This window comes from Gordonia aichiensis NBRC 108223 (assembly GCF_000332975.1).
Taxonomy (GTDB): Bacteria; Actinomycetota; Actinomycetes; order Mycobacteriales; family Mycobacteriaceae; genus Gordonia; species Gordonia aichiensis.
Genome location: NZ_BANR01000003.1, coordinates 322980 through 347947 on the forward strand (window position 1 = coordinate 322980; position 24968 = coordinate 347947).

A 24968-nucleotide genomic window follows, 5' to 3' on the forward strand; every position below is an offset into this window, starting at 1 on the left:
GTGTCAGTCACTTTCGGGCAGTTGAACGGACAACTAGCCGGAACGGTGCGGATGCTCGCCGAGCGCGGGATCGACACTGAAGCCGCGGTGACGGCCACTGTCGCAGGGCATGTCGGAACAGTCAACGGCGACGCTGCTGCCACGGCCCTGGCCACGCAGCAGGCATTGACGGAGATTCGTCGGCGGGCAGTCGACCTTGTGGGAACTGACGACTTTGCGAGCCTCGCGGGGCTCTTCCGGATGGCTGCGCATCGGAATCCCACGGGCATCGCCGTCACCGACTCGTCTGGAACGTCACTGACCTACAGTGAGCTTGACCGGCTCTCTGACGCGGTTGCGCGGGCCCTGATCGCACATTATGGGGTGGGACCAGAGAGAATTGTCGCGCTGGCCTTTGAGCGCGATGCCAGTATGCTTATCGGCCTCGTTGGCGTTCTGAAATCCGGAGCGGGCTATCTGCCACTCGATCTGACTAATCCGGCGCAGCGATTGTCCACGATCGTCGAGGACTCCGGGGCGGTCCTTGCGCTCGTCGGATCGTCAGTTGACCTCGCGCAGTTGGCATTGCCGGTTGACGTCGTCGTGCTGGACGAAGTCGTCGACCTCGTTGAAGATGACTTCGAACTCCCTGTGCCACGGCCACAGTCGCTTGCGTACACGATCTACACGTCGGGTTCGACAGGTCGGCCCAAGGGCGTGGCGGTGCCGCATGCGTCGGTGGTTTCGCTGCTTCAGGCGGTGGGCGACATCTATCGCCTCACTCGCGACGATACCGTCGTCGCGTTCCATTCCTACTCTTTCGATGTCTCGGTGTTCGAGATCTGGGCAGCTCTGGCGTTCGGGGGCACGCTTTTCGTCCCCGACTACATGACTACGCGGTCGCCTGACGAGCTGATTGGCGAACTGGCCGCGCGAAACGTATCGATTCTGGCTCAGACACCGTCGGCCTTCTCACAACTCGCAGCGGCACTCGCGGCGAGCTCTGCAGACCTCCCCGGCACGCTGCGTTACGTGGTCCTCGCAGGCGAAGCTGTCGATATGGCGGCGGTGCGGCGCTGGTATTCGGACCTCGAGGACGCCAACGGCGGCGACCCGGTGGTGACCAACATGTACGGCCCGACGGAGTCGACCGTCTACGCGACTCTACGTGTGCTTGATCGCGAATTCGTCCAATCGACAACAGCATCCGACATCGGCGGCCCGATCGGTGAGGTCGATGCGCGGATTCTCGACGCTCGGCTCAACCCAGTTCCCGACGGGATTTCCGGCGAGCTGTATCTCTGCGGGAACCAGCTAGCGCGCGGTTATCTGGATAGGTTCGAGCTGACATCGACTGCGTTTGTCGCCGACCCTTTTTCGGCGTCCGGGAAACGGATGTATCGCACCGGCGACATCTGTGTTCGTCGAGGAGACGGCATCGAGTACGTCGGGCGGGTCGACGGTCAGACCAAGCTGCGCGGGTTCAGGATCGAACTCGGTGAAGTCGGAGCCGCACTGGCAGCGTTGCCTGGGGTGAGTGCTGCAGCCGCGGCAGTCCGCAAGCGCGGCGACCAAGACTTACTGGTTGGTTATGTCGTCGCGCCCGGCGGTGACGGCGCGGTTGACGTCGGGTCGATGCGGCAGGCCATCGGCGAGCTTTTACCGAGCTACATGGTGCCCGATGTGGTGATGGCGCTCGACCGATTGCCGCTCAACACGTCTGGCAAGCTCGACCGCCGGGCTCTGCCAGATCCGGTATTCGCGGTAGACGACGTGATCGTTGAGCCCGAGACCGAACTCGAACGTGGTCTGCTCGAGATCGTTGCCGAGGTCCTTGGGGCTCCGGACATCGGAGTGACAACATCGATCTTCGACATCGGCGGCAATTCTCTTGCTGCTGCGCAGATCGCAGCGAGGTGTGCCGAGGAGCGCGACCTCAGCGTGACCGTTCGGGACATCTTCGAGGCGCCGACAGTTCGTGAGCTCGCGGCTCGCATCGGCGACCGCGAGCATGAGAATAGGATCGCACTCACCGCACGGACGAGGCCCGAGCATATTCCGCTGTCGTTCGCCCAACGCCGAATCTGGTTCTTGAACCAACTCGATCCGGCGAGCACGGTGTACAACCTGCCTCTGGTGCTTCGTTTTCGTGGCGACCTCGATTCAGTTGCGCTCGACCGCGCGATCCGCGACGTGATCGCACGGCACGAGACTCTGCGCACCAGATTCGTCGTGATGGACGGGGTGCCCTCGCAACAGATTCTCGCCTTCGATGAATTCCGTCCGCAGCTGCACGTCTCGCCGCCGGTACGTCTCGGAGGTCTTCCCGATCGGCTCGACGCGGAGATAGAGTCGGTCGTGTCGGCCCCCTTCGACCTCGCGACGAGGCCACCGCTACGCGCGACGCTGATCGAAGTCGACGAACTCGACTTCGTGTTTGTGCTGGTCGTGCACCACGTGATCGGTGACGGCGGTTCGCTCGGTCCGCTTGCACGTGACCTGCTCGCTGCTTATGCCGGACGACGCGAGAATCGCAGAGCCGATCTTGTTCCGCTTCCGGTGCAGTACGCCGACTACACGCTGTGGCACCGAGATGTCCTCGGCGATCCCTCCGACCCCGAGTCGCCCGCCTTCAGACAACTTGCTTTCTGGACGGATACGCTGCGCGGTGCACCCGACGCCATCTCGCTGCCCATCGACGGTTCACGGCCCGCCGAGCAGTCCCACAGAGCGTCGTCGGTGCCCTTCTCACTCGATCCGGATCTGGTTGTCGCGATCGACGCAACTGCTAAAGCGCACAACGTATCACTGTTCATGTTCCTACACGCGGCAACTGTGGTGCTACTACATCGGTTAACCGGTGAACGTGATCTGGTCGTCGGAACTCCATTCGCCGGCAGGGGTGAGCGTCGACTCGACGATCTCGTCGGAATGTTCGTGAATACCATCGCGCTGCGTACCGCGCTTGGTACCGGCATGTCGTTCGACGAGTTGCTCGCGGCGATCAGAGAAGACGATCTCGCTGCGTTCGCGAACGCAGACGTCCCCTTCGACCTCGTCGTCGAAGCGGTCGATCCTCCCCGCAGCACTGCGCATTCACCGATCTTCCAGGTGATGCTGGTGCTACAGGGTTCGCAGAACACACGCTTCGACCTTTCCGGGGTCACCGCCGAGCTAGTCGAGCAGTACCGTGACCTCACCGACAACGACCTGTCCATCACCTTCGTCGAAGGCGCTGCCGGGCTGTTTGCGGGAGAACGTCGAACGGGTGAGGCACCGCCTCCCCGCACACTGGACGGTGTTCTGGAATACGCGACAGACCTCTTCGATGCAGACGCCGCGTCCTCGTTCGTGAAGCTTTTGGTTGCAGTGCTCGGCGAGGTGGTGAGCGAGCCAGGTAAGGCGATCGGCGACCTCGGTCAGCCTGACGACTACGAGCGCGCGCGGATCGACGAACGCTCAGCGGGGCCGACTGTCGAACTCGAGGAAGCCACTCTAGCTGATCTTCTCGCTGCAACCCACCGTTTCGGTGGTACGGCGCTCGAATTCGATGGAAGCGAACTCGGTTTCGACCAGTTCAATGCGGCGGTTAACTCAACCGCGAGGCGACTGATCCGATCTGGTGTCGGGCCCGAGGTCGCGGTTGGGGTGTGTATCCCCCGATCGCCCGAGATGGTCATCGCGGTACACGCGGTGGTGGCAGCGGGTGGACAGTATGTGCCGATTGATCCGGCAGCTCCCATCGAGAGACTCGACCACATGTGCTCCACGGCGCAGGTGGGTCTGATCATGGTGCGCGATGGCGATCTTCCCCCGGTGCTGGTCGAGAAGTTCTCCAGTGCAACAGATCTCGGACTCGTCGCCGTGAGTCTCGACGAGGCTGTCGGCACTATCGGCACGGTGGCGTCGCGGCCGATCGAAGCTGTTGAACGGCTCGGATATCTTCATCCAGACAATGCGCTGTACACGCTGTTCACCTCGGGATCGACAGGTACTCCCAAGGGAGTCACCGTCTCCCACCGCTCGGTCCTCAACAGGCTTCGGTGGGGCCTGTCGACATTCCCCCTCACTCCCGACGACACGGTTGTTCTCAAAACGCCGTTCACTTTCGATGTGTCGGTTCCCGAGCTGTTCGCGCCCACGCTCGCTGGTGCACGGATGGCGATCACCGCCGACGGCAGGCACGCCGACCCGGACTATTTGATCGATCTTCTCGAGCGCACGCGGGCGACGAGCGTGCACTTCGTTCCGTCGATGCTCGCCGCATTTCTCGACGTCGTCGACCACCAACGATTTCGAGGACTTGACGGGCTGCGGTACGTATTCGCTTCAGGTGAGGCCCTCCCACCGGCGCTGGCCCGCGCTGTCCGCGAGGTGCTCCCGCACGCCGGATTACACAACCTGTTCGGCCCGACGGAGGCGGCGATCGAGGTCACTCATGCGGACCTGGATTCGGTCGGGCATATCGTGCCTATCGGGGTCCCGGTATGGAACACCGAGCTACGCATTCTCGACTCACGACTCCACCCGACAGCACCCGGAATCCCCGGTGAGTTGTACCTCGGCGGTGTTCAGGTTGCTCGCGGGTACGCGCACAGGCCCGGACTGAGCGCGGAACGCTTCGTCGCCGACCCGTTCCGAGCTGGCGGTCGGCTCTACCGGACGGGCGATCTGGTGCGCTGGGGCCGTACTGGAGCGATCGAGTACCTTGGCCGCACCGACTTTCAGGTCAAGTTGCGTGGCCAGCGCATCGAGCTGGGCGAAATCGAGGCAGCGCTCACCGAACTGGACCAGGTGAGCAATGCGGCTGCTACCGTGGCCAATTCGCCGGACGGCGGAAGTCATCTGGCGGTGTACGTCATACCATCGGGTGAAGGCCTCGATATCGACGCCGCGCGGTCGGCGCTGGCGGCGCGGTTGCCGGAGTACATGCGGCCGACCATCTGGACCGTGCTTGAGGCCATGCCGCTCAATCAGGCGGGCAAGCTGGATCGTCGAGCGTTGCCGGCACCCGATTTCGGGTCCGAGGAGTACGTCGCGCCACAGGGTGACGTCGAGATCGCCATCGCCGATGCGGTCGCAGAGGTTCTCGGACTCGACAGGGTTGGTGCGACCGACGACTTCTTCAGCCTTGGTGCCAACTCGTTGTCGGCCACCCGGATCGTGGCACGTATCTCCGAAGCTCTCGGCACACATGTTCCGCTGCGGGAACTCTTCGAATCACCCACCGCGGCGGAGTTGGCGCGCAGACTCGATCACGGCGCAAGCGACACCGTGCCGCTTGCGCCGCGCGCGGACACCGCTGCCGTCGTGCCGTTGTCTTTTGCGCAGCAGCGGATCTGGTTCCTCAACCAATACGACGTCGATTCCGGTGCCTACAACATCCCGGTCGCGCTGAGGCTGCGCGGTGACGTCGATCTTGTCGCGCTGCACCAGGCGGTCTGTGATCTGCTCGATCGCCACGAAGTGTTGCGCACCGTGTTCCCCTCGCAGGTCCGCAACGGCTCCGCGGTCGCGGTGCAACACATACTCGATTCGGACAGCGCGCGTGACGCCCTCGACTGGTCGGTGGCGTCTGTCGGCGAACTCGGCGAATTCGCCGAGCTCGGATTCGACGTCACGGTTCAGCTGCCGCTGCGGGGGAGAGTCGCGCGCGACGGCGACGACCACCTCGTCATGCTCGTCGCGCACCACATCGCCTTTGACGGCGAATCCGCCCCGATACTCGCCCGCGACCTCGCGGTTGCCTACGCGGCGCGTAGTACCGGTGCGATGCCGCCGCGGTGGACGCCGCTCCCGGTGCAGTACGCCGACTTCACGGTCTGGCAACGAGAACAACTCGGCAGCGTCCTCGACGATGACTCGGTGGTCGGTAGGCAGCTGAGCTATTGGCGGTCGCATCTCGCGGGGCTTCCCGACGTTGTCGGCCTGCCGCTGGACCACCGACGTCCCGCTGTCTTCGATCAGCGTGGCGCCACCACGCCCATCGAGGTGCCCGACGATGTCGCCGATCGCGTCGTTGCCCTCGCACACGACTCGGGCACAACGACGTTCATGGTCGTCCATGCCGCACTCGCACTTGCAGTCGCGCGGGTGTCGACATCCGCCGACGTCACCATCGGTGCTGCGATCGCCGGGCGCGGCAACGCTGCACTCGACGACATGGTCGGCATGTTCGTCAATACGTTGGTGCTGCGGACGCCGGTCGACCCGACGATCGGTGTCGGCGAGTTCCTGGCGCAGGTACGCGACGTAGATCTCGACGCCATGGCCAATTCCGATCTGCCGTTCGAAGAACTGGTGGATGCGATCGCGCCGACCCGGTCCACGGCGTTCTCGCCGTTGTTCCAGGTGGGCCTCACCTACCAGTCGAGAGACGCAGATCTCGGAGAGTCGTTCGACGTCGGCGACGTCACCGTTGAGCCTGTCGTGGTTCCGACGACGACGACCAAGGTCGACCTCGCATTCTCGTTCGTCGAAGTCGGTCGCGGGGCGGGCGCACGACTGAGCGGTGAGATGTCGTACGCGACGGCACTGTTCGAAGAGTCGACAGCGATCCGCATCCGGTCGGTGTTCCTACGTGTGCTGACCGCGTTGGCGCGGCGATCGGCGAGCACGATTCGCGATATCGACGTCATCGACCCGGACGTCGACGGCGTTGCGATACCTGCCATCGGTGATGTGTCGCCACCACCGGTAACGATACGGGAGTTGTTGTCGCGCAGGACGATCGTCGACGGTCGCCCAGCGGTGATCTGTGGTGATCGCGAAATCTCGTATGCGGAGTTCGAATCGACGACCAATACGAACGCACGCAGGCTCATCGCCGAAGGGATCGGACCCGGAAGCGTCGTGGCCGTCGCGGTCGAACGTTCCGTTGAGTCCGTGACGGCGGTGTGGTCGATCCTTAAGGCGGGTGCCGCGTATCTGCCTGTCGATCCGCGCTATCCACGTCATCGCGTCGAGCACATGCTCACCGATTCGGGAGTGCGGATCGGGCTGACCACAACAGAATTCGTCGACAACGTCCGGGTTGGCGACGTTCGATGGACCTGTCTGGACGCCGCGTCCAACTCGCCGATCGAGAACGCCGGTGCCCCTCTCGCCGATGACGAGCTGGTGGGACCACTGACGACCGAAGACCTCGCCTACTTGATCTACACCTCGGGTTCGACCGGGTTGCCCAAAGCCGTGGCGGTCAGCCAGCGTGGGCTCGCCGCGTTGGCGGCGGCGCAACAGCGGATATCCGATCAGGCCGACGACACGCGCGTTCTGCATGTGGCATCTCCGAGCTTCGACGCCGCCTTCTTCGAGATGATGTGGGCATACGTTGGTGGTCACACGCTCGTCATCTCGCCTGCAGAGATCTACGGCGGTGACGACCTGAGGACTGTCATCGCCGCGGGGCGCGTCACCGACATGGTCGTGACGCCGACAGTTCTGGCCACCCTGGCATCTGGTTCGAGGGGAGCCGAGTTCGATGGGCCCGGTGCACTCGACGGTGTCCGCCACCTCGCGACTGCAGGTGAGGCGTGCCCCCCCGAACTGGTCGAGCTCTTCGGCGCCGGTTCTGAGATGTTCAATCTGTACGGGCCGAGCGAGTCGACGGTCTGGGCCACGGTGGCGAGATCGGTTCCGGGGCAGCCGGTCACGATCGGACGGCCGATTACCGGATCGGCCGTTGTCGTGCTCGACGAGTGGCTGTGTCCGGTTCCCACGGGCGTGGTGGGGGAGTTGTACCTCGCCGGAGACGGGCTGGCCCGTGGCTACCAGCATCGTGCCGGGCTGACGGCCTCGAGTTTCGTTGCGAACCCCTACGGACGGCGCGGCGAACGTCTGTATCGCACCGGCGACATGGTCCGCTGGACATCCACGGGTGAGCTGGAGTTCGCAGGACGGTCGGATCATCAGGTGAAGATCCGGGGGCAGAGAATCGAATTGGGTGAGGTCGACGCGGCATTGGGTTCGCACCCGCTTGTCGCGCAGGCAATCACGATCGGTCGGTCCGATCGGTCCGGTATTGACCGACTCGTGTCGTACATCGTGGCCGCTGATCCCTCGCACGTACCGAGTGAGTCAGCGCTGATCCATCACGTCGAATCTCTACTACCGCACTACATGGTGCCGGTGAGCATCGTCGCTCTGCCGGCTCTGCCGCTGACCCCTGTCGGAAAGCTCGATCGCGACGCCCTACGGGAGCCGCAGACGGGCCCAGACGCAGCGATCTGCGCGCCGACGAGCGTTGTCGAGGCGCGGGTGGCCGACATCATGGCGGCGACGCTTGGCCTTGACAAGGTCTCGATCGACGCCTCGTTCTTCGCTCTCGGTGGCGACTCGATCATGTCGATCCAGTTCTCCTCGGCGCTACGTGCTGCAGGCTTCGACCTGCGCCCGCGAGACATCTTCGAAGCCAAGACCGTCCGCGCGTTGGCTCGCACCGTCGACGAGGCCGCGGTTGACGTACTGCCCGAGCTTGCGGGCGGCGCATACGGCGAGATCACACTTCCCCCTGTCCTCAGGTGGCTCGTCGACCGCGTCGACGCACCGTCGGAACTCGCAGACTTCTCGCAGGCCGCGATCGTCGTGCACCGGGAGGACACCACGGTCTCCGATATCGCTGCGGTGCTCGGGGCCCTCGTCGATACCCACCCTATGCTGTCGGCAGACCTCGTCGTCGACTCGTCGGGTGCGTGGCGACTGACCGCGACAGGACGCCGTTTCGACGACGACATGGTCAGTATCCGGCGTACCGAGAGCAGCCCGGGCACAACGGAGTTCGAACAGGAACTCGGTCGTGAGCACGCCGCTGCGTTGAGTCGGCTCGACCCGACATCTGGACGAATGGTGTCCTATGCCGCTCTGCTCCCGGCGTCGGGAGGTGCTGGTCGCGGCATCCTGGCAATCCATCATGCCGTCGTCGACGCCGTGTCGTGGCAGACCATCATCACCGCAGCAGTGACCGGCATTGCGCAGCGAACGGCCGGTTCGCCCGTCGAACTCGCGGCTGAGGCCACGTCGGTGCGACGGTGGTCGGCAGCGTTGGCCGACACCGCGGCAGGACGGTCAGACGATGTCGCGGGATGGCTTGATGCACTGCCCGTAGAGGTCGAGCCTGGCCTGCGGCCCATTGATCGCGGTACCGATCGTGAATCCCGCGTGCACACGGTGAGTCGAGTCTTGCCCGCCGAACTCGGAGAGCGGATTCTCACCTCGGTGGCCACCTCATTTCGGACCACGCCGCAGACGGCGATGCTCGCCGCGCTCGGAGCGGCGATTGGTCGATGGAGGGCCAGGCAGGGCGTGACGTCAACGTCTCCGGTGTCGATCTTTGTCGAAGGACATGGGCGCGAAGAGGATCTCGCGCCGGGTGCCGACCTCGCGCGCACCGTAGGATGGTTCACGAGCCTTGCGCCACTTGCCGTGGATCCTTTTTCCAATGCGGAGCCGCGAGCTCTCGTCAAGCAGGTCAAGGAAGCACTCGCATCACAGCCCGATCGCGGCGCCGCCTACCTCGCGTTGTACTACTCCGAGAACGGCCGTGCACTCCGGGAGCGGCCTGCACCGCTAATCACCTTCAACTATCTCGGCAACCGAGTGTCGCTCGGCTCGGAGACTGCCGTGGCAACCGACGACTCGGGGTCGATGACATTCGTACCTGCGACCGAGAGCGTGGCATTGCCCGGTTCGTTGTCGGGCCGCATGGTCGCGCCGGGTGCGCTGTCGGTCAATGTAGCAAGCACCCCCGGTGCTGGGGGGCGCTCACTCGACGTCGATTTCGCCTATCTCGACACGATGCTGGATGCCGACTCCGTGGGGCAGATCGCAGCTGACTTCGAGGACGAACTCAGTAAGATCGCCGACCTCGTGGACGCGCTCGGGGATGTCGGACGCACTCCGTCCGACGTGGCAGACATCGGTCTGACCCAGTCCGAGATCGACAACATAGAAGACGCGCACCCGGGCGCAGACCTCGTGCCGCTGGCACCGCTGCAGGCCGGACTGCTGTTCCAGAACGATGTCGCAGACGGACATTCGGGGGCCGACGTCTATGTCGCGCAGGTGATTCTGGAGTTGTCAGGCGAGGTGGATGCGCATAGGTTGCGTGCCGCGGCGCAGGCGGTCGTGCGTCGGCATGAGGTCTTGCGCACGGCGTATGTACGGACGCACGAGGGGACACCTGTCGGTGTCGTCGTCGAAGACATCGAACTCGGGTGGCGTGAGATCGCCTCCCCTGACTCCGACGTCGCTGCCATAGCCGCCGACGACCGGATGGACCCGTTTGATCTCGCCCGCCCGGGACTGATCAGATTCACGTTGGTGCGGACCGCTGCCGGCCGATCGGTGTTCATCGTCACCAATCACCACATCATCCTCGACGGCTGGTCGGGGCCGATCGTCCTCAACGATCTGTTCGTCGCTTACTCAGATCCGGGGCTCATCGCTACTCCGGCAGTAGGGTTCAGTGATTTCCTCGAATGGTTGTCGGCACGTGATCGCGACGCCGACGCTGCGGCGTGGCAAGCAGCGTTGAGTGGGTTCGCTGAGCCAACGCTCATTGCGCCCGGTGCATCGCGGGACGTTGTCGTTGCACCTCGAGAGGTCACGACGGAACTCGATGAGGATATCGCTTCTGGTATCTCGGAGCTTGCGCGCAGTACCGGCGTCACGGGCGCGACGATCATCCAGTTCGCCTGGGCCGTGCTGCTCTCGCGGGCGACTGGCCAGCAAGCCGTCATTTTTGGCGAAACGGTGTCGGGCAGGCCGGCCGATCTCGACGGAGCCGAGCAGATCGTCGGCCTCATGATCAACACTCTTCCCGTTGCGGTGGACGTCGACAACGAACGCTCCGTGCAGGATTGCCTGATCGAATTGCACGACCAGAAGATCTCCGTCCTCGACCACCAGCACATCGGGTTGCCCGAGATCGCCGCGACTGTTGACACGCCGGTCCTCTTCGACACGCTGACGGTGTACGAGTCGTATCCCGTCGACGCCGCGGCGATCGGAATGTCCACGGAAGCAGGAGGTCTGCAGATCGACGGGGTCGAGGTCTCCGACGCTAGCCACTATCCCCTGACGGTGGTGGCAGCGCCGGTCGCCGACGGCCTACGGCTGACTTTGAAGTACCGGCCCGATGCGGTGGCCGGTCCCTTTGCGGCCGCACTGCTCCAGTCGCTGCACTACGTGCTCGAACAGCTGGTGTCGGTTCCCGATCTCAGGTGCGGCGACATTCGTGTGGTGACGTCCGCGCAAGCGAGTGCGCTCCTACCGCGCGGCTCGGAGGCCACGGAGCCTGCCACACTTGCCGAACTCTTACGCACGGCTGCGATCGCTCACGCCGACGCCGGTGCTGTGTCCGGACCGGACGGCCGTGCAACGTATGCAGAACTCGATGCGACGTCGGAGCGGTTGGCCGTCTGGTTGATGCGGCGCGGTATCGCCCGCGGAGATCTCGTCGCGCTGGCGATACCGCGCGGTCGTCGACTGCTTACGGCAGTCTGGGCGGTCGCGAAGACAGGTGCGGGATTCGTGCCGATCGATCCGAATTATCCTGCCGACCGTGTGAACCACATGGTCACCGACTCCGACGTCCGAATTGGATTCTCCGCCAAGTCATTCGCAGATGAACATACTGCAGACGAACGGACGATCGATGCGGCGCACGACAACGTGCACTGGTTCGATATCGACGACGTCTTGTCCAGCGAAGAGGTGTCGGATCACGTCGCGGATGCTCGCCTTTCGGACCGGGTCACTTCTGTCGACGAGATCGCCTACGTGATCTACACGTCCGGTTCGACGGGTACTCCCAAGGGCGTTGCGGTCACTCATCGAGGCCTGGCCAACTTCGCGCTGTCGCAGCAGCACAATGCGCAATTGGAACCAGGCTCGCGCGTGCTCGGCTTCGCGTCACCGAGTTTCGATGCCTCGGTCCTCGAGATGCTGCTTGCTGTAACTGTCGGAGGCGAAATCCATTATCGGAACGCCGATGTCGTTGGCGGACGTGCTCTGGCGGAGATGATTGTTGCTGCCGGGATCGACGCGACATTCCTCACTCCGGCGGTGCTCGAGACTCTCGATCCCGCAGCTGTGCCGGACCTGGGCGTCGTGCTCGTCGGCGGCGAGGCGATACCGCGTGCATTGGTCGACCGGTGGGCCGATCGCACTCGCTTAATTTCGGTGTACGGACCAACCGAGACGACGATCGCGGTGATGCTGGGTGAACTGGAGACAGGTGAACCCCTGGTCCCGTTGGGGAATGCCACCCGAGGCATTGATCTTCGCGTGCTTGATCGGCGTCTGCGACCGGTGCAGGAGGGAATGGTCGGCGAGCTCTATGTCAGTGGTCACTCGCTCGCCCGAGGGTATCTTCATCGTCCCGGCTTGACCGCTGCATCGTTCGTCGCTGACCCTGATGGCACCTTCGGTGAGCGCCTCTATCGCACGGGTGATCTCGTTCGAGTGGAGACTGATGGACGTGGCCGTCGAACCGCGGTGTACATAGGTCGCTCTGATCATCAGATCAAACTCCGCGGATTGCGTATCGAACTCGGCGAGATCGAGTCGGCCATCGGCGGTCATCCCGGAGTTGACGCCGCGATCGTCGTCGGGGTAGGCGCTCCGGTCGCCACCGAGTTGGCCGCATACGTCGTGCTCGATGATGCCGCCGATCCCGAATCGACAGTCAGGTCGGTACGCGCCAGCGCAGCGCAGCGGCTACCCGAGTTCATGGTTCCAGCCACCTTCACCATCCTGGACAGGTTCCCGCTCACTCCTGTCGGGAAGATCGATCGGCGGGCGCTTCCGCAGCCACGGCGAGCGATGACGGATGGCGATTCACCCGCCACCGAGACAGAGCGTGTCATCGCTTCGGTGTTCGCCGACGTACTCGGCGTTGCCGAGGTTTCGGTAACGGCATCGTTCTTCGATATCGGCGGTGACTCGCTGTCGGCAACCCGTGTTGTTGCCCGGGTCGGCGACGCTCTCGGGATTGAGCTCGGTGTGCGTGAGCTGTTCTCGGCGCCATCGGCTCGTGGTCTCGCCGACGTAGTCGGCGCGAGCGCCGTGCGCCCAAGTGTTGCGTTGACCCGTGGCCCGCGTCCGGAATACCCGCCGTTGTCGTTTGCCCAGCGCCGGATGTGGTTCATCAACCAGTTCGATACGTCGGCTTCCACGTACACCGTGCCGATCGCGCTTGACCTCACCGGCAGCCTCGATGCGATCGCGCTGGAACGGGCGGTGCTCGACGTGGTCGAGCGACATGAGATCCTGCGCACAGTGTTCCCGATCGACCCCGACGGCGAGCCCTACCAGAACGTCGTGGATATCGACACAGCAGCGGTCCTGCTGGACTGGCGCACCACTCGACGCGAGGAGGACATCAGCGCCTTCGTCGCCGAAGGGTTCGATGTCTCGCGCGACCTGCCGATCCGGGTGCTGTTGTGCTCGCACGGTGACGATCACCACCTGTTGGTGCTCGCACTGCACCACATCGCCGCCGATGGCGAATCATTGACTCCATTGGTATCCGACGTCATCGCTGCCTATCTCGCGCGCCGATCCTCAGCCCCCGACGCTGGCCTGCCGCAACTTCCGGTGCAGTTCGTGGACGTTGCACTGTGGCAGCGACGCACGCTCGGCGATCTCGATGACCAGGAATCCGCACTCGCACAACAGATGTCGTTCTGGACTCGTCAACTCGACGGTGTTCCGGAAGTTATCGAGCTACCGACGGACCGACCACGGCCCGCGGTCGCCTCTCATCATGGTGCGATGCTCGACTTCGAGATTCCAGACGAGCTTTCTGCCGGAATCACTTCGCTCGCCAGCACCCTCGGTGTCACCGAGTTCATGGTGTCCCACGCGGCCTTCGCTCTGCTGCTGTCGCGCATCGCCGCAACCGACGACGTCGTGATCGGAACGCCGGTGGCCGGCCGCGGCCGCGCCGAACTCGATCCGCTGATCGGAATGTTGGTCAATACTCTCGTACTTCGGACCAGTGTGGATCCTGCGGCGAGCTTTGCCCATCTGGCGCAGAGCGTCAAGACGCACGACGTCGAGGCATTCGCGCACGCCGACGTGCCATTCGAGTCGTTGGTCGACGCGATGAAACCGACTAGGTCGGAAGCATTCTCGCCGCTGTTTCAGGTCATGTTGACCTACTCTGCCGACCATGGTGCGGCATCGCGGGAGTTGGCACGACTTGATGACCTGACGGTTCGCCGCGTCGACACAGACCTCGTACCCGCGCAAGTCGATCTGACGTTGGGGATCGTGGCGGCGCCGTCTGGTTGGCGCGCAAGCCTCGTCTACGCGACCGACCTGTTCGACGAGGCAACTGTCATCGGTCTGCGAAACATGTTCCTGCGCCTCGTTCGTGAGGTTCTCGATGATCCGTCACGTCCGGTCGGCGACATCCCCCTGCTCGCCGACGCAGACCGCGACGAGGTCGTCGCACTCGGCAAAGGTCCACAGGTCCCGGTCGAGCCGTGCACACTTCTCGACGTCGTCGGCAGTGGCCGGGGTGCGAAGACGGACGCGCTGCGCGCGGGTGAACGAGCACTCTCGCGTGACGAGTTCGACGTTCATGTCGCCGTACTCGCACGGAGACTGATCGCGTCGGGCGTCGGCCCGGACGTCGCGGTCGCCGTCTGCATAGACCGATCCGTGGAGATGCTGGTGGCGGTCCATGCCGTGGTCGCCGCGGGCGGACACTATGTGCCGATCGACACCGATGCGCCGGTCGAGCGCGCGCAGTACATGGTTTCCACGGCCGGTGTGTCTGCGGTGCTCGTTGCCGCAGGGCGGCTTCCGGTACCGATCGCCGCCCTCGGGAACGTCGACGTCCTCGAGGTCGACTGCAGCGCAGACCTCGCAGGGGCCGGTCATCAGAGCACGATCACCGATGACGAGCGCATCCGGCCACTGCGGCCCGACGATGCGGCCTACACGCTGTTCACGTCCGGGTCCACCGGTCGGCCCAAGGGCGTCACCGTCTCGCACCGTGCCATCACCAACCGCATCGCGTGGATGCAGGGCGCCTACCGTTTGACGGCAGACGATGTGGTGCTCCAGAAGACCCCGTACACCTTCGACGTCTCGGTGTGGGAGTTGTTCTGGCCGTTCATGGTCGGGGCGACCCTGGTGGTTGCCGCGCCGCGAGCGCATGGTGACGCGGACTATGTGGCGGACATCATTTCGCGAGAGCGGGTCACCGTGGCGCATTTCGTGCCCTCGATGCTCGCCGCCTTCGTCGCCGCGAACGAACCCTCTCGCCCGCGGCCCACTGGTCTCTCGACGTCCGAACCGGCGACCAGCGATCCGCTGAGCTCGATGCGTCAGATCTTCACATCGGGTGAGGCGCTCACTCCGACGACGGCATCTGCCGCATTGGCGCGGATGCCCGGTGTCAAACTCGACAACCTCTACGGCCCGACGGAAGCGGCCGTCGACGTGACCGCCCAGTCGATCACCGAGGGCATGGTGACGGTGCCGATCGGCGCGCCGGTATGGAACACCGACGTGTACGTGCTGGACAACCGTCTGCATCCGGTTCCCCGCGGTGTCAGCGGAGAACTGTATCTCGGTGGCGTGCAGTTGGCGCGCGGATACGCATCCCGACCGGACCTCACCGCTGAACGCTTTGTCGCGGCACCGATAGGCGAGGGGAGCGGTCGACGTCTCTACCGGACCGGTGATCTCGTGCGGTGGAATGCCGACGGGGGACTCGAATACCTGGGGCGCAGCGATTTCCAGGTCAAGTTGCGCGGACAGCGCCTCGAGCTCGGCGAGATCGAAGCGGTGCTCGAGGCCGCTCCGGGAGTGATCCATGCGGCAGCCGCCGTGAAGCGGGCACCGGGAGGGGCCGACCATCTCGTTGGCTATCTGTCCGGTACCGGCTCCATCGACATCGACATCGACCTCGTGGCCGACTCGATCGGCGCACGTCTGCCCGAGTACATGCGCCCGACCAACTGGGTAGTGCTCGACTCGATGCCGCGGAGTTCGGCCGGCAAGATCGATCGAAAGCTCCTGCCCGCACCGGAGTTCGGCGAGACAACCGGGTGGGTGGAGCCCGCCTCCGAAAGCGAGCGTGTCGTCGCGTCGGTGATGGCTGTTGTTCTCGGACTGCCCCAGATCTCGGTGACCGAGTCGTTCTTCGCACTCGGTGGCGATTCGATCATGTCGATCCAACTGTCGTCGCTTCTGCGAGCCGCCGGAGTTGCCGTCACTCCCAGACAGATCTTCGAGCATCCGTCTGCGCGTGCGCTCGCGAAGGTGTCGGGAGATGTCGTCGCAGCATCTCTGAACGAACTTCCCGGCGGCGCGAAGGGCCGCGCGGCGGTTCCGCCGGCCGCACGGTGGATGATCGACCTCTCTTCGGAACCGGCAGATCTCGACGATTTCGCGCAGGCAGGCGTGTTCACACTGCCCGAGTCGCTGTCGTCGGACGACGTGCGTGAAGTCCTGACCGCGATGATCGAGAACCATCCGGCACTCGCATCGGCGTTGCGCGCTGACGACACCGGACTCTGGTTGGACATCGGTGCAGGACGACCCGTTGCGGAGGTCACCGAGGTTCGTGTCGACGCCCGGCCGGGGGAGGTGGCGTTCTCCGACGCGATCGAACGCGCCCACCGCGACGCCGCCGGACGTCTCGACCCCTCGTCGGGGATCCTCGTACAGGCGGCCGTCGTGCGCGCGCGCCCACCGGCGGCAGGCCGAGTGTTGATCGTGATTCATCACCTCGGTATCGATGCGGTCTCCTGGGGGATCGTGGCAACCGAACTGGCCCTGGGCGCTGCGCAAGTGCGTGCGGGCGAGGCGATCTCACTGTCTGCGGAGCGGACGTCGGTACGTAGGTGGTTGGCGGCGCTGACCGACCTGGCTGCGGATCGACGAGCCGACGTCGAGTTCTGGGAGCGACAATTACCCACGGGCACACCGCTATTCGGTGTTGCCGCCGATCCCGATCGCGATCGGATGTCGCAAGTGTCGTCGCTGCGTCGTGAGTTGCGGCCCGACATCGGCGAGGCGCTCGCCGATACCGCGTCGGCGTTCCGCGCCGGGCCGTCGGATCTGCTTCTCGCAGCGTTGGTCGCGGCGCTCGGCGATGCGACCGGCCGTGACCGCGTGTCGGTTCTTGTCGAGGGTCACGGTCGCACCGAAGAGGCGATCCCCGGTGCCGACGTCTCGGGTACTGTCGGATGGTTCACCTCGGTGGTACCGGTCGAGTTGATCGCGACCGGAACGCCCACCGCCGTCGTCAAGGGCGTCAAGGACGCCCTTCGCGCGCTTCCCGACGACGGCGTGGCATTCGGGCCGTTGCGCTACCTCGTCGACGACTCGCCGCTCGCTGGTCGTGCGCTTCCTGAGATCGTCTACAACCATCTCGGCATCACCGGTCGAGGTGCGAAAGACGCTGCGGGAGACGATGATGTGGCGCCGGCGCCGGAGCGCTACAGTTTGCCGCCATCGGCGTCGGGCCGTGTCGGCGCACAGGGCGCGCTCTCGGTGACCTCCGAGGTGACCGGTGACGGGCGCGTGATCGCACAGTTCGACTCCTCGTCGCACCGCGTCGACGACGCGACTGTGGCGCATATCGCCGATCGATGGGAAGAGGTTCTGGACCGACTCGTCACGCACGTGGCCGAGATCGGCGATCCCGGGCTCAGTACGAGCGACGTGATCGGTCCACAGCACTCCCAAGCCGCCCTCGACGAACTCGCCGTGCGCTACCCGGGAGCAGTGGTGTGGCCGACGACGGCGCTGCAAACGGGGCTCTACTTCGAGTCTGCGACGACCACGACGTCAGGGCACGGCGACCTCGACGTCTATGTCGTGCAGACCGCGATCGATCTCACCGGCCCGCTGGACGAGACGAGGCTCCACGACGCGGCGAATGAGCTGCTCCGGAGACATCGCGTACTCCGTGCAGGCTTCACCACGACCGTGTCGGGCCGCGTTGTGAGCGTCGTCCCCGGCGGACTGTCCGCCCCGTTCGAGGTCGTCGACCTGTCGACGGATGCGAAGGAGCAGGCCGCCGCGAGCGCGGACGAGATCGCAGACGAGCAGCGTCGCAAGCCTTTTGATCCTGCAGATCCGCCGCTGATCCGGTTCGTCGTGCTCCGTCTGCCCGACAACCGATCCCGCCTGTTGGTGACCAATCACCATCTCATCCTCGACGGATGGTCGGGACCGATCGTGCTCGCCGACCTCTTTGCGCTGTATCACGGCGCGACGCCTCCGCCGCCCGACCGGGACTTCGAGGACTTCCTGCGTTGGCTCGACACGCGTGACCGCGCCGCGGCCCGCGGTGCGTGGACGAGACTACTCTCAGAGGTCGAAGGGCCGACGCTGCTCGCAGCGGGCCGTGATGCGGAGACCGATTCGCTGCCACGAGATCTCGAGCTCCGAGTGGCCCCGGACGCGACAGAACAGCTCACCGACCTCGGTAGACGAGCCGGCGCGACACTCGCCTCCGTTCTGGAGTACGCGTGGGCTCTCGTCCTGTCACGACTGACGGGGCAACGCACGGTGGTGTTCGGCGAGACAGTGTCTGGCAGGCCTGCGGACCTCGACGGTGCGGAGTCGATGACCGGCCTGTTCATCAACACCCTGCCGGTTGTCGTGGATATCAACGGCTCGCGCACTCCGGTTGACGAGATCGCAGACCTGCAGTCGCGTAAGGCATCTCTGCTCGATCACCAGTACCTCGGCCTCGGTGAGATCCTGTCGCTCACCGACGAACAGGTGCTGTTCGACACGTTGACCGTGTACGAGTCGTACCCGGTGGATGCCTCGGCGCTCGACACGTCCGCAGAAGACTCGGGCCCGGCCGACTCGCCTGCGGGCGACAACTCGCCTGCCCGTGGCAGACCGGCAGTCGGGGAAGGAGAGTCGACCGCCGACCACGACACACTCGCGATCACGAACGTGTCGGGATCCGATGCAACTCACTACCCGCTGAACATGGCGGCTGCGCCGATCGACGGCGGGCTCCGCGTGACCCTCAAGTACCTCACGTCGGCGTTCGGCGAGCGGGAAGTCGAGAGGCTCGGCCGTCTTCTGCTCCGTGTCCTCGATGGCCTGGCTACCGGCCCGGAGCGCGCGGTCGGCGACATCGCACTGATGACGCCGGAGGAAGCCGAACGGCTTGCTCCGGCCCGTGGCGATGGCGGAGGCCGCGAGCCTCTGCCGGTGCACCGTTGGCTGGCCTCGCGGCCGTCGAATCCGCAGCGTCTCGCACTGGTGTGCGGTGCAGAGCAGATCACCTATGCATCCTTCGACGCGGCCCGAAACCGCCTGGCACGTGCCCTGATCGCACGCGGAATCGGACCGGGATCGGTTGTGGCCGTCGGCATCGAACGTTCCATCGATTCCGTTGTCGCGATGTGGTCGGTGTTGTCGGCGGGAGCTGCGTACGTGCCCGTCGATCCGACGCTGCCGGCTGATCGCATCGCCTACATGCTCGCCGACTCCGGTGTGACCGTCGGGTTGACGACGACCGACGCCGCCTCGTCGCTCGGGATCCCTGGAATCGAGTGGATCGCAATCGATGATGCGCACGTCCGCGCAACACTTGTCGAGCTTCCCGACACGCCGATCCTCAGCGGTGAATTGGTCCGGCAACCGACAGTCGACGATCTCGCCTATCTGATCTACACCTCCGGGTCGACCGGTGTGCCCAAGGCGGTGGCGGTCACGGCTCGCGGCATCACCACGATGGTGGCGGCGCAGGCCGCGATCTCAGGCAGTGGCGACGACGTTCGCGTCCTGCACGTGGCGTCACCGAGCTTCGACGCCTCGTTCTTCGAGATGGCATGGGCATTGGGAACGGGTGCGACACTGGTGATCTCGCCGGCTGGCACGTACGGCGGGACCGGATTGGAGGCGGTCATCGCCGAACATGCGGTGACCGACATGGTGATCACCCCGTCGGTGCTGGCAACACTCGATCCCGACAACGTGAGTAGTCTGCGCCATCTCGCCACGGCAGGTGAGGCATGCCCGCCGGAGCTCGTCGCCCGTTGGGCACGGGAACCGCGAACGATGGTCAACCTCTACGGTCCATCCGAATCGACCGTGTGGGCGACGTCGTCTGTGCTCGTAGCCGACGAACCGGTGACCATCGGTCGTCCGATAGCCGGTTTCTGCGTGTGTGTGCTCGATGAGCGGCTGCACCCGGTCCCGGTCGGCATGGTGGGGGAGTTGTATCTCATGGCCGACGGCCTCGCGCGCGGCTATCTCGGACGCGCGTCGCTGACCGCGGCGACGTTCGTCGCCAACCCCTGGGGCGGGCCCGGTTCTCGGATGTATCGCACCGGCGATCTGGTGCGGTGGGACGAGGCGGGCAATTTGTCATTCGCCGGGCGCGCTGACTTCCAGGTCAAGATCAACGGTCAGCGTGTGGAGATCGGCGAAATAGACGCGGCACTCACCGATCTCGATGATGTCGCGACAGCCGTCACCATCGGTGTGCCCGGGCCGCGGTCGTCCACGCGGCTTGTCTCCTATGTGGTCGCTACGCCGGGTTCGACACTCGTCGAGGAGTCTGTCCGCGAGGCACTGTCGGGTCGGCTCGCCGCCTACATGGTGCCCGCTCGGGTCCTCGTGATCGACGAACTCCCGCTGACGCCTACTGGAAAACTGGACCGACATGCGTTGCCTCGAGCCGAGTTCGGTGGTGGCGAGCATGTCGCACCCGTTGATGCCATCGAGGCGCGCATCGCCGCGGTGTATGCCGACGTGCTCGGCGTCGAGCAGGTCTCCGTCGCCGATTCGTTCTTCGCACTCGGCGGTGACAGCATCCTGTCGATCCAGCTCACCCAGGCGTTGCGCGCCATCGACGTCCATGTCACGCCGCGCGACATCTTCCAACTGCGCTCGCCTCGCGCCCTCGCGCGTTCGGCACGAACCCAGGCGCCGACGCTGTCGGAACTACCCGGCGGAGCGGTCGGCCCGGTGCCGATCGGCCCGATGATCGCATGGATGCTCGAACATGCCGACGGTCCGGAGGATTTCGCGGACTTCGCACAATGGCTGGTGTTCACCTTGCCGGAAGGGGTCGACGAGACCCAGCTCGCCGATATCGGGCGCGCGATCAGCGCGGCGCACCCGATGCTTACCGCGACACTGACCGTGCACCGTGGAGTCGCCGAACTTCACGCAGGTGCAACGGAATTCGACGACGATGCCGTTCGCATAGTGTCGGTCGGCACCACTGATATCGACTCGCAGGCGTTCGCGCATGCGCTCGACGCAGAGCATGCGGCGGCCCTGTCGCGCCTCGATCCGGCCCGCGGCCGTCTGCTGCAACTCGTGGGTCTGAGGCCTGCCGATGGTTCCGTTGGAAGGCTTCTCGTCGTCGTTCATCATCTCGCCGTCGACGCCGTGTCGTGGTCGATCCTGGCTACCGACCTCGCCGTCGCGTGGGGAAGAATGGCCGCGGGTGAACCGATCGAATTGAGTTCGCAGGGCACGTCGTTCCGTCGTTGGGAGACGGCCCTCGAGCAGTTGACCACCGAGCGCGAATCGGAACTGCCACTGTGGCGCGAAGCGTTGCGCGGAGCCGACGTCTTCGGTCCGCTCGACCGCGTACGCGACAGACTCTCGACAATGCGGGTGACGACGGCGACTGTCCCGTCGGACATCACGCGCACCGTCCTGGGTTCGACCGCAGCGGCATTCCGCACCGGGCCGTCGGAGATCTTCCTGGCCGCCTTGGCACTCGCGCTGTCGGGGCATCTCGACGCGCAGGACGAGTCGAGGGGTATCGGGGTACTCGTCGAGGGTCACGGGCGTGAGGAACACGTGACAGCGGGCGCCGATCTCTCGAGAACAGTCGGCTGGTTCACGGCGCTGGCACCCGTTGTGCTGCCGAGGGTCCCCAGCCGTCCTGGGGTTGCCGAACTCGAACCGGGTGCTATCGGAGCAACGGTGAAGGCCGTCAAGGAGGCGCTTGCGGCGCAGCCGGACAAGGGAATCGCCTTCGGTGCGTTGCGCTATCTCGGCGACGCTCCGCTGGCCGACGCCGCGCTTCCGTCGATCACCTTCAACTATCTGGGTGCGGGCGCTGCGGGTGCCGGTGACATCGACCTCGATGAGGTCGGGCGCAGTGCGATCGTCCCGGTGGCCGACCAACCGCGACTGATGGCAGCGGGCTCCGGCGCGATGGTGGCGCCGGCGGCGCTCGCGATCAACGTGTCGACCGTTCCCGGTGCGGATGGCCGAGAACTGCGTGCCGAGTTCGCTTTTCCCGTCGGTGCGGTCGACGCTGCCACAGTCGACGAGATCTCGTCGGCGTGGGCGCGCGCGGTCGGCGCGATTGCTGACTATGCGCAGGCAGTCGGTGATCCCGGACTCACGCCATCCGATGTCGCAGGGGTGCAACTGACTCAGGGTGACCTCGATGCGGTGGACACCAGGTACCCCGGGGCGGATGTGTGGGCGGTGTCGCCGCTGCAGGCCGGCCTGTACTTCGAGGCGGGCATGGCGCTGCAGCGCGGGGCGAGCGATGTCTACGTGGTGCAGTCGGCGATTGAACTCGGCGGCGATGTCGATGCCGAGCGATTCGAACGTGCGGTTGCGGCGCTGATGCGGCGGCATCGCGTCCTGCGATCGGCGTTCGCCGAGACGTCGAGCGGCGAGGTACTCACAGTGGTGCCGCGGGCGGTGCCGACACCGTGGCGCGTCGTCGAGCTGGCGGACCGCGACGATGCGGATGTCGCGCTTGCCGACGTCGCGCGGGAAGAGCTCGAGCGTCCCTTCGATCTCTCGGTGCCGCCGCTGATCAGGTTCGCACTTGTCGCACTGCCCTCCGGTGATCATCGACTCCTCATCACCAACCACCATCTCCTTCTCGACGGTTGGTCCGGTCCGCTGGTCATCGCCGACCTGTTCACCGCGTATGCCACCGACGCGCCGCTGGCGACCGAGGACTCCGCGCCCGACTACAAGAGCTTCCTCGAGTGGCTGGCACGCACAGATCGCCGCGCCGGCATCTCGGCGTGGCGCGATCTGCTCGCCGACATCGACGGACCGACCCTTGTTGCGGGCGGTCGTGCCACCGCAGTCGCTGAACCCGCCGACCACATCGTCGATCTCGACGCTGCCGTCGTCGGTGCACTCACCGATCTGTCACGGTCGACCGGCGCGACGATGAGCAGCATCTTCCAATACGCGTGGGCTGCACTGCTCGCCAGGTTGACCGGACGGTCGACGGTCACCTTCGGCGAGACCGTGTCGGGCAGGCCGGCTGATCTCGACGGTGTGGACTCGATGGTCGGTCTGTTCATCAACACGCTGCCCGTGGTCGCGAACGTAGCTCCGGGACAGCAGGTCTCGGCGGCGCTGCGCGATTTCCAGACTGTGAAGTCGGGACTACTCGATCATCAGCACGTCGGGCTCGCGGAGATCATGGCGGAGTCGGGCGCCACACAGCTTTTCGACACGCTCACCGTCTACGAGTCGTACCCGGTGGACACCAGTGCCGCAACGGGTCTAGACCTGGCCGGAATGAGTGTGCTCGGCGTCGAGGGACATGATGCGACGCACTACCCGCTGAATCTGGCGGTGTCGCCGATCGGCGACGGACTGCGCGTGACGGTGAAGTATCTGCGCGGTGTGTTCGACGATACCGAGGTGTCCCGATTCGGCGAGATGCTCGTCGCGATCCTGACGGCGTTCGCCGCGAATCCGGACTCCGCGGTCGGCGACATCGATGTGCTCTCCATCGAGGAGAGCACAGGGCTCGTCCCGGCCAGCGGAGGGGTCGCCACCGCGGGCATCCCTGTGGTCGACCTCCTTGCGACCCGCCCGGGGCAACCGGATTCGGTCGCGGTCATCTGTGGTGACCGCGAGCTCGACCGCGGCGAGTTCGAAGCTCGCACAAACGAACTCGCCCGCCTGTTGATCGCGCGCGACGTCGGCCCCGGGGACGTCGTCGCCGTTGCCCTCACGCGGTCCGTCGACTCGGTGATCGCGGTCTGGTCTGTTCTCAAGACAGGCGCCGCGTATCTGCCGGTCGATCCGGTGCTGCCCGCTGAGCGTGTCGCACACATGCTCTCCGATGCGGGTGTGCGGATCGGTCTGACGAAATCGAGACACGCTCCCGAACTCGCTGCGGCCTCCGATTCCGCCTGGATAGAGCTCGACGCCCCGCATATCGTGGAACGTCTCGACGGGCTCTCTTCTACTCCGCTCGGGCACGACGAGTTGCTTGGCACTCCGCGCGCTGATGACACGGCCTACGTCATCTACACCTCGGGCTCGACCGGCAAGCCGAAGGGTGTCGCCGTCTCGGCGCGCGGTATCGCCAATCTTCTCGCAGCTCAACGGGATATCTCCGGAACTGGAGACGACGTGCGAATCCTCCACGTCGCGTCCCCGAGTTTCGACGCCTCGTTCTTCGAGATGCTGTGGGCGATCGGACTCGGTGTTCCGCTGGTGGTCTCGCCTGCCGATGTGTTCGCGGGAGCGGAGCTCGAACGTGTGATCGTCGACGGCGGGGTCACTGACCTCGTCGTGACGCCGTCGGTATTGGCGACGCTGTCTCCGGAGGCGCTGCGCACTGTTCGGCACGTGACGACCGCTGGTGAAGCCATCTCTTCTGATCTGGTGCAGCGGTGGATCTCGGCCGGACACACCATGATCAACCTCTATGGGCCGTCGGAAGCCACGGTGTGGTCGACGTCGGCGCGGCTACGGGCTGGTGCACCGGTGACCATCGGGGCCCCGATCCGAGGTGTTGATGTCGTCGTTCTCGACGAACGCCTCCATCCCGTGCCCGTGGGAATGATCGGCGAACTCTACCTATCGGGGGAGTCCATCGCTCTGGGATATCTGAACCGTCCGGGCCTGACGGCCGAACGCTTCGTCGCCAATCCCTTCGGAGCGCCGGGAAGTCGTCTGTACCGCACCGGCGACCTGGTGCGCTGGCGTGCGATGGGCGATCTGGAGTTCGCAGGCCGCGCCGATTTCCAGGTCAA

At 65.2% G+C, this 24968-nt stretch carries 1 protein-coding gene (only partly in view); it reads left to right on the plus strand.

Annotated features, from left to right (window positions below):
* On the plus strand, positions 1-24968 hold the 5' portion of the coding sequence (locus tag GOACH_RS03010) for a non-ribosomal peptide synthetase (protein WP_217999508.1). 7783 nt of this gene lie beyond the right edge of the window; only the first 24968 of its 32751 coding nucleotides appear in the window; the start codon lies at positions 1-3; the stop codon falls past the right edge of the window.